The 6578-nt window shown below is 72.0% G+C and carries 7 protein-coding genes and 1 pseudogene; 4 read left to right on the top strand and 4 right to left on the bottom strand.

All coding sequences use genetic code 11. The annotated features are described in order from the left end of the window. Both ACWCPN_RS14380 and ACWCPN_RS14375 read left to right on the top strand, forming a co-directional pair. A pseudogene (locus tag ACWCPN_RS14380) lies at positions 1-375 on the top strand (DEAD/DEAH box helicase); the annotation flags it as partial. Positions 376-528: 153 nt separating this feature from the next. Beyond that, entirely contained in the window at positions 529-1416 is an 888-nt protein-coding gene (locus tag ACWCPN_RS14375; protein ID WP_451205472.1) for an alpha/beta fold hydrolase, read from the top strand. A gap of 187 nt (positions 1417-1603) precedes the next feature. On the opposite strand, the gene ACWCPN_RS14370 is transcribed toward ACWCPN_RS14375, so the two are convergent. Further along, the gene (locus tag ACWCPN_RS14370) at positions 1604-2509 is read right to left on the bottom strand and encodes an NYN domain-containing protein (protein ID WP_451206032.1); all 906 of its coding nucleotides are present in this window, start codon (positions 2507-2509) and stop codon (positions 1604-1606) included. 196 nt (positions 2510-2705) lie between these two features. On the opposite strand from ACWCPN_RS14370, the gene ACWCPN_RS14365 reads away from it, so the two are divergent. Continuing rightward, positions 2706-2858: a hypothetical protein gene (locus ACWCPN_RS14365; protein WP_199211896.1), complete on the top strand. Its 153-nt coding sequence runs from the start codon at positions 2706-2708 to the stop codon at positions 2856-2858. A 46-nt stretch (positions 2859-2904) separates the two neighbouring features. Here ACWCPN_RS14365 and ACWCPN_RS14360 read toward each other — a convergent pair whose 3' ends face one another. From ACWCPN_RS14360 to ACWCPN_RS14350, 3 genes are all read right to left on the bottom strand, one after another. Continuing rightward, positions 2905-3510, bottom strand: coding sequence for a MarC family protein (locus tag ACWCPN_RS14360; RefSeq protein WP_143627230.1), 606 nt, complete (start codon positions 3508-3510; stop codon positions 2905-2907). 65 nt (positions 3511-3575) lie between these two features. Further along, positions 3576-4433 (bottom strand): PHP domain-containing protein, encoded by an 858-nt coding sequence (locus ACWCPN_RS14355; RefSeq protein WP_451205468.1) that lies wholly within the window; start codon positions 4431-4433, stop codon positions 3576-3578. Positions 4434-4539: 106 nt separating this feature from the next. Next, entirely contained in the window at positions 4540-5181 is a 642-nt protein-coding gene (locus tag ACWCPN_RS14350; protein WP_451205465.1) for a DUF6758 family protein, read from the bottom strand. 170 nt (positions 5182-5351) lie between these two features. Between ACWCPN_RS14350 and ACWCPN_RS14345 the strand changes: the two genes are divergently transcribed. Then, positions 5352-6575 carry an MFS transporter gene (locus ACWCPN_RS14345; RefSeq protein ID WP_451205463.1) on the top strand — a complete coding sequence of 408 codons (1224 nt, stop codon included), beginning with the start codon at positions 5352-5354 and terminating at the stop codon, positions 6573-6575. The last annotated feature ends 3 nt before the right edge of the window (positions 6576-6578 follow it).

The following is a 6578-nucleotide window of genomic DNA, read 5'->3' as shown; positions in this document are numbered from 1 at the left end:
GCGGAAGCCACCGAGGCCAAGCCCCGCCGCACCCGCAAGAAGGCGGTCGCCGCACCGGAGACCACCGAGGCACCCCAGGCGCCCGAGGCCGAGGCCGAGGCCAAGCCGCGCCGCACCCGCAAGACCACGGCCGCCGCCGAGACCGCCGTGGACGGCGCCGAGGTGGCCGCGCCCAAGGCCCGGCGGACCCGCAAGGCCGTGGCCGAGGCGGCCGTTCCGGAGATCCCGGCGCAGGCCACCGAGGAGCCGGAGGCCAAGCCGCGCCGCCGGACCACCCGCAAGGCGACGGCGCCCGCCGCCGAGTCCGCCGAGACGGCTCCGAAGGCGCGCCGTACCCGGAAGGCGGCTGCCGCCGCGGAGGCGCCCGAAGCCTGATCGGCCCGTCGGCTCCTCAGCCGGACGGCACGACGGCATCGACCTGATGGCCCGGTCCACCTCGGTGGGCCGGGCCATCGGCGTTCCCTCCCCGTCTCCGCCCGGCACACGGCCCGTCGCCCGCCGCACCGCGACGCCCGATAGCCTTTTCCCATGAGCAGGCCTGCCACCTTCGTCCCGCCCGCCGGTGCCCGTGCGTACTCCCTGCGGACCGCGCGCGGTGAGTTCGCAGTGGTCGACGCGCCCGTCGCCGACGGGGTCGAGCCCCGAGGGGTCGCGCTGCTGCTGCCGGGGTTCACCGGCAGCAAGGAGGACTTCAACCCGCTGCACGTGCCGCTGGCCGAGCGCGGGTACCGGACCGTGGCCGTGGACGGGCGCGGCCAGTTCGAGACGGACGGTCCCGAGCACGACGAATCCGCCTACGCGCAGGAGGAGTTGGCCAGGGACGTGCTGGCGCAGGCGGCGGCCCTCGGCACGGCGCCGGTCCATCTGATGGGGCACTCGCTGGGCGGGCAGGTCTCGCGCGCGGCCGTACTGCTCGACCACTCCCCCTTCGCGTCGCTCACCCTGATGGCCTCGGGTCCCGCGCAGATCTCCGCCTCCCAGCAGGAGCGCGTGAAGCTGCTGCGGGACGCGCTCGCGGTGATGACGATGGCCGAGGTGTGGGACGCGATCCAGGCGATGGAGGCGCCGGAGGAGACCGCCACCGGCGGGCTGGACGGCGGCCTCGACAACCGGGCCGACCTGCGGCGCCGCTGGATGGGCAACAAGCCCGCCCAGCTCCTCGCCACCGGGCGCCAGTTGTGCTCCGAGCCGGACCGCGTCGCCGAACTGGCCGCCGTGCCGCTGCCGTTCCACGTGCTGTCGGGCGCGCTGGACGACACCTGGCCGCTGGCGCTGCTCGACGACATGGCGGCGCGGCTGGGGGCCCGGCGGACGGTCGTCGAGGGCGCCGAGCACTCCCCCAACACCGACCGGCCCCTCGCCACGGCCCGGTCCCTCGCCGACTTCTGGGACGCCCGGACCGACTCCGCGCTCTGACCGGCGGCCCGCCCGGCCGGTTCTGGGGGGCGTCTCCCCGGTCTTCGTGGATCAGGCCGCGGCGTCCGGTGCGGCGCCTCGGCGTGCGGTCGAGTCGCCCTCGTACCGGGTGTACGTGGGCGGTTCGGGCGTGCGGCGAGGTGCCGTGCCGGGCGTCGCGGACCCGCGAAGATCGGGGAGACGCCCCCTAGTACTGCGTCTGCAGGTGCTCCCAGAAGCCGTCCCGCAGGGCGCGGCGGAGGTCGGCCTGGCCACGCAGGGAGTACTGGAGCATGCCCTCGGCCTCGACCAGGAGGTCCTGGTCGACGGAACCGGGGAGGTAGGGGTGGCCGGGCAGCAGCTCGACCAGGGCCTCGCGGCCACGGGCGGAGAGCCACTTGGCGGCGATCCGGGCGCCGACGAAGCGGACGTCCTCGCGGGTGGGCCGGTTCCCGGCGGCGGGCTCGAAGGCGGCCGCCGTGCGGCGCGAGACGTAGGGCTTGAAGAAGTCCAGGTCGAGGGTGCGCTGGCTGTCGACCTCCCAGAGCAGCGGCTCGGCCTGGTTGCGGCCTTCGGACGCCTCGATGCCCCAGAGGTGGACGCGGGCGCCGTAGCCCTGGGCCGCCTCCACCGCGGACACCAGGTCCTCGTCGCCGCCGAGCAGGGCCGCGTCGCTGATGGCGCGGTGCCGGGCCAGTGACTCCAGGTCGCTGCGGATGAGCGAATCGACGCCCTTCTGCTGGTTGTTGGCGTTGAGGTTGCCCAGGCGGACCTTGACGTCGGGCAGTTCGGCGATGGTCTGCTGCTCGGCGGTGTGGATGCGGCGGCGGGCGCCGTCGTACCAGTAGACGCGCAGCAGCCGGCTGTCGGCGAAGATCGTGCGGGCCTTGTCGATGAGGGCGTCGATCAGGCCCTCGGCGTCGAGGTCGAAGGCGCGCCGGTCCTCCGTCCCGGCGACGAGCCGGCCCGCGGCGGCGTAGAGGTATCCCGCGTCGACGAAGATCGCGTGGGTCGAGGGCGTCTTCGCCACCTCGGCGAGCATGCGCTGCAGCAGCTCGTTGGTGTGGTCGATGCGGGCGGCGAGGGCCGCCAGGTCGTCGTTCATCGCCTTCATTGTCCCGGCGATCACGCTGCGAACACAACCGCTCTCGGTCAGTCCCGCGGACGCCGCTTACCGGTCAGTAATTAGACGTTCGAAAAATTTATTTAGCGTAGGGAATGTTTGTAACACGCAGCTCGTTGGATACCTACGACAGCACGTCACACCAGTAGTTCTCCGCAGGAGGATGACCAGACGAAGGGAGAAGCCCATGCGCTTCGAAATCATGCGACTCGACGAGGTCGACGGCACCACCGTGGACAGCACCGTCGTGGACGCCGCCTCCGTCAACCGGATCGTTCAGCAGGCCGCAGCCATAGGACAGCGCCTCTGGATCCGCCCGGCCGAGAGCGCGGCCTCGTAACACCCGGCGCTCACTCAAGCTTTCCGGGGGAGCCGAGGCCCGCTTCTCAGCTCCCCCGGATCACCTGAGTGACCCCGTTGATGATCTGCTGCACGGCGATCGCGGAGAGCATCATGCCCGCGAGCCGCGTCACCAGGACCACGCCGCCGTCCTTGATGACCCGGATGATCAGCAGCGAGTAACGCATCACCAGCCACAGCACGACGTGGATCGCCAGGATCGCGGCCCACACCGAGACCTGGGTGGCCACACTGCCGGCCTTCTGCACGGCGAGGATCACGGACACGATGGCACCGGGCCCCGCCAGCAGCGGCATGCCCAGCGGCACGAGGGCGACGTTCACGTCCTTGGTCTGCTTCGGCTCGTCGGTCTTGCCGGTGAGCAGGTCCAGCGCGATCAGCAGGAGCAGCAGACCGCCCGCGATCATCAGTGCGGGTACGGAGACGTGCAGGTAGTCGAGGATCTGGTGGCCGAGGACGCCGAAGGTGGCGATGACACCGCCCGCCACGCACACGGCCTGGAAGGCCATGCGCTTCTGCACCTTGGCCGGACGGCCCGCGGTCAGGGCGAGGAAGATCGGGGTGATCCCCGGGGGATCCATGATGACGAAGAGGGTCAGGAAAAGGGAGCCGAAGACGGCGAGGTCGAACATGGTGGTGCTACAGGCCTTGCTGAGAGGGAGGTACGAGGGCGTTCGGGCGAGGCGGGCCGGCCGCCTCAGGCTCCGCCGGTCCCCGGCACCGGGAACGCCCCGGTGGCCCGCCGGGTGATCTCGCCGTAGACCTCGGGGTCGGTCGTGTACGCGCCCAGCGAGACGGTCTTGCGGCTGCCGTGGTAGTCGGAGGACCCCGTGACCAGCAGTCCCAGCTCGTCGGCGAGACCGCGCAGCCGGACCCGCGCGTCCGCGTCGTGGTCCATGTGGTCGACCTCGAGGCCGTCCAGACCGGCGGCCGCCAGTTCGGCGATCACGGACTCCGGCACCGTGCGGCCGCGCTTGGCGGCGGCCGGGTGCGCGAAGACGGCCACCCCGCCCGCACCCTTGACCAGCCGGATCGCCTCGAAGGGGTCGGTCTCGTGCTTCTCCACGTAGGCCCGGCCGCCGTCGGCGAGCCACTCCTCGGTGAACGCGTCACCCACGGTCGGCACGACGCCCAGCTCGACCAGCGCGGTGGCGACGTGCGGCCGCCCCACGGAACCGCCGGCGGCGATCCGCTCCACCTGCTCCCAGGTGACCGGCACACCGAGCTCGTTGAGCTTGGCGACCATGCCCCGGGCCCGCGGCACCCGGTCGTCCCGGACCAGCTCGCGCTCGGCGAGCAGACCGGGCTCCTCGGGGTCGAAGAGGTAGGCCAGCATGTGCATGGAGATGCCGTCGACGCGGCAGGACAGCTCGGCACCGGTGACCAGGGTCAGACCCTCGGGCAGCGCGGCGATCGCCTCGGCGTACCCGCGGGTGGTGTCGTGATCGGTCAGCGCGACGACGTCCAGACCGGCCGCGGCGGCACCCCGCACCAGCTCGGCCGGGGTGTCCGTACCGTCGGAGGCCGTGGAGTGACAGTGCAGGTCGATGCGCACGGCTGCTCCAGACTGGTGACGGGACGGTGAGGACACCTAAGGATAGCGGCCCGAACCGGATGCCCTGTCACACCCGCAACCGCTGAGCGCCCCCTACAGCCACCGCTCAGGGTTTCAACAGCCTCGGCGACAGCGCGCCGCACGGCACCAGGTCTATCTCGGCGCCCGCGTCCCGCAGATCGGCCAGCACCAGCTCGTCGTACATGAGCAGGCCCGACTGCTCGGGCCACACCACCGCCCACAGCCACAGCCCCAGCGCCTCGCCGGCGAAGACCGCGCGGTCGTCGGGACCGCCGGAGACGTGCCAGAGCGGGGTGGGGCGCCCGGCGGCCAGGACCTTGGCCTGGGGCGGCTTCTCGACGTTCATGTACGGCCCCGGGTCCGGGCCGTCGATGCCCGCGTAGTACGCGCCGAGCCCGACGCCCAGCTCCTCGGCGACGAGGATCAGCTCGCCCATGCCGCCCAGGGGGCCGGGACCCGAGCAGGCCACGGCGGCGGCACGGCCGCCGCTGCGGTCGTCACCCGCGTAGGTCACGCCCGTGAACAGCCACCCGACCGGCAGCGGCCACGGCATCCACACCGGGACCTGCGTGCGGTGCACGACCACGTTGAGCGCCTCGACGCTGGGCGGGATCACGGGCTGCAGCGGATACACCGTCCCGTGCGCGTCGCACTGCCAGGAATCGGCGAAGAGGCCGGGAGCCCTGACCCGGCCACCACACTTCGGGCAACTGGGTTCGCCCCTCATAGGGCTCCACGGTCCTACCCCGACCGGCCCGCGTCAAGGACGATCACCCGTCCGGGCGGACGCCGCGCGGCCGGGCCCCACCAGGGAAAACTAGATGCATCTTGCATTAATTAGCTCCGCTAACTTACTATGTGCATAAACCAACTATCCAGTCGGGACGGGAGAGGCACATGGACTCCTTCGACGCGGGAGCCGGCGGCATCCTGCGACAGCCCAAGGCGGTGTGGGCCACGGCCGGCGCCTCCGTCGTCGCCTTCATGGGCATCGGCCTGGTCGACCCGATCCTGCCGTCCATCGCGCAGGGCCTGCGCGCCACACCCAGCCAGGTGTCCCTGCTCTTCACCTCGTACTTCCTGATCACCGCGGTGGCGATGCTGCTGACCGGCTTCGTCTCCAGCCGCATCGGCGGCCGCAGGACCCTGCTGCTCGGCCTCGCCTTCGTGGTCGTCTTCGCGGGCCTGGCCGGCACCTCGGGATCGGTCGGCCAGCTCGTCGGCTTCCGCGCGGGCTGGGGCCTCGGCAACGCGCTCTTCGTCTCCACCGCCCTCGCGGTGATCGTGGGCGCGGCGGCCGGGGGCAGCGCGGCGGCGATCCTGCTCTACGAGTCCGCGCTCGGCCTCGGCATGGCCTGCGGCCCGCTGCTCGGCGCGCTCCTCGGCAACGCGAGCTGGCGCTACCCCTTCTTCGGCACGGCCTCGCTGATGGCGATCGGCTTCCTGTGCATCACGGCGTTCCTGAAGGAGCAGCCGAGGCCCGCCCGGAAGACGTCGATACTGGACCCGCTCAAGGCGCTCGGTCACGGCGGCCTGGCCTCGGCGGCCGTCTCGGCCTTCTTCTACAACTACACGTTCTTCACCGTGCTGGCCTTCACGCCGTTCGTGCTGGACATGACCCCGTACCGCTCCGGCGCGGTGTTCTTCGCCTGGGGCCTGCTGCTCGCGGTCTTCTCGGTGATCGTGGCCCCGCGCATGCAGAAGCGGTTCGGTTCCCTGAAGGTGCTCGGCGGCTCGCTGGTGCTGCTCGCGGCGGACGTGCTCGTGCTCGGCTACGGCGACCACACCACGGCCGTCGTCTGCACGATCCTGTCCGGCGCCTTCATCGGCGTGAACAACACGGTCTACACCGAACTGGCCCTCGGTGTGTCGGACGCGCCGCGCCCGGTGGCGAGCGCGGGCTACAACTTCGTCCGCTGGTTCGCGGCCGCCGCCGCGCCCTACTTCGCGCCGAAGATCGAGGAGTGGACCGACATCCACGTCCCGTTCGTGGTCGCGGCGGTCACCGCCGTGCTCGGCGCGGTCGTGGTCCTCGTACGGCGCGAGGCCCTCACGCACGAGGCCGAGGAACTCGCGCCGCGGCACGCCACCGAGGACGGCGTCGGCGTCTTCGCCAACTGACCG

It is taken from the genome of Streptomyces sp. NPDC002386, assembly GCF_053593175.1.
Note: the sequence above shows the minus strand (reverse complement) of the source record. Positions and strands in the feature narration are given on the sequence as shown.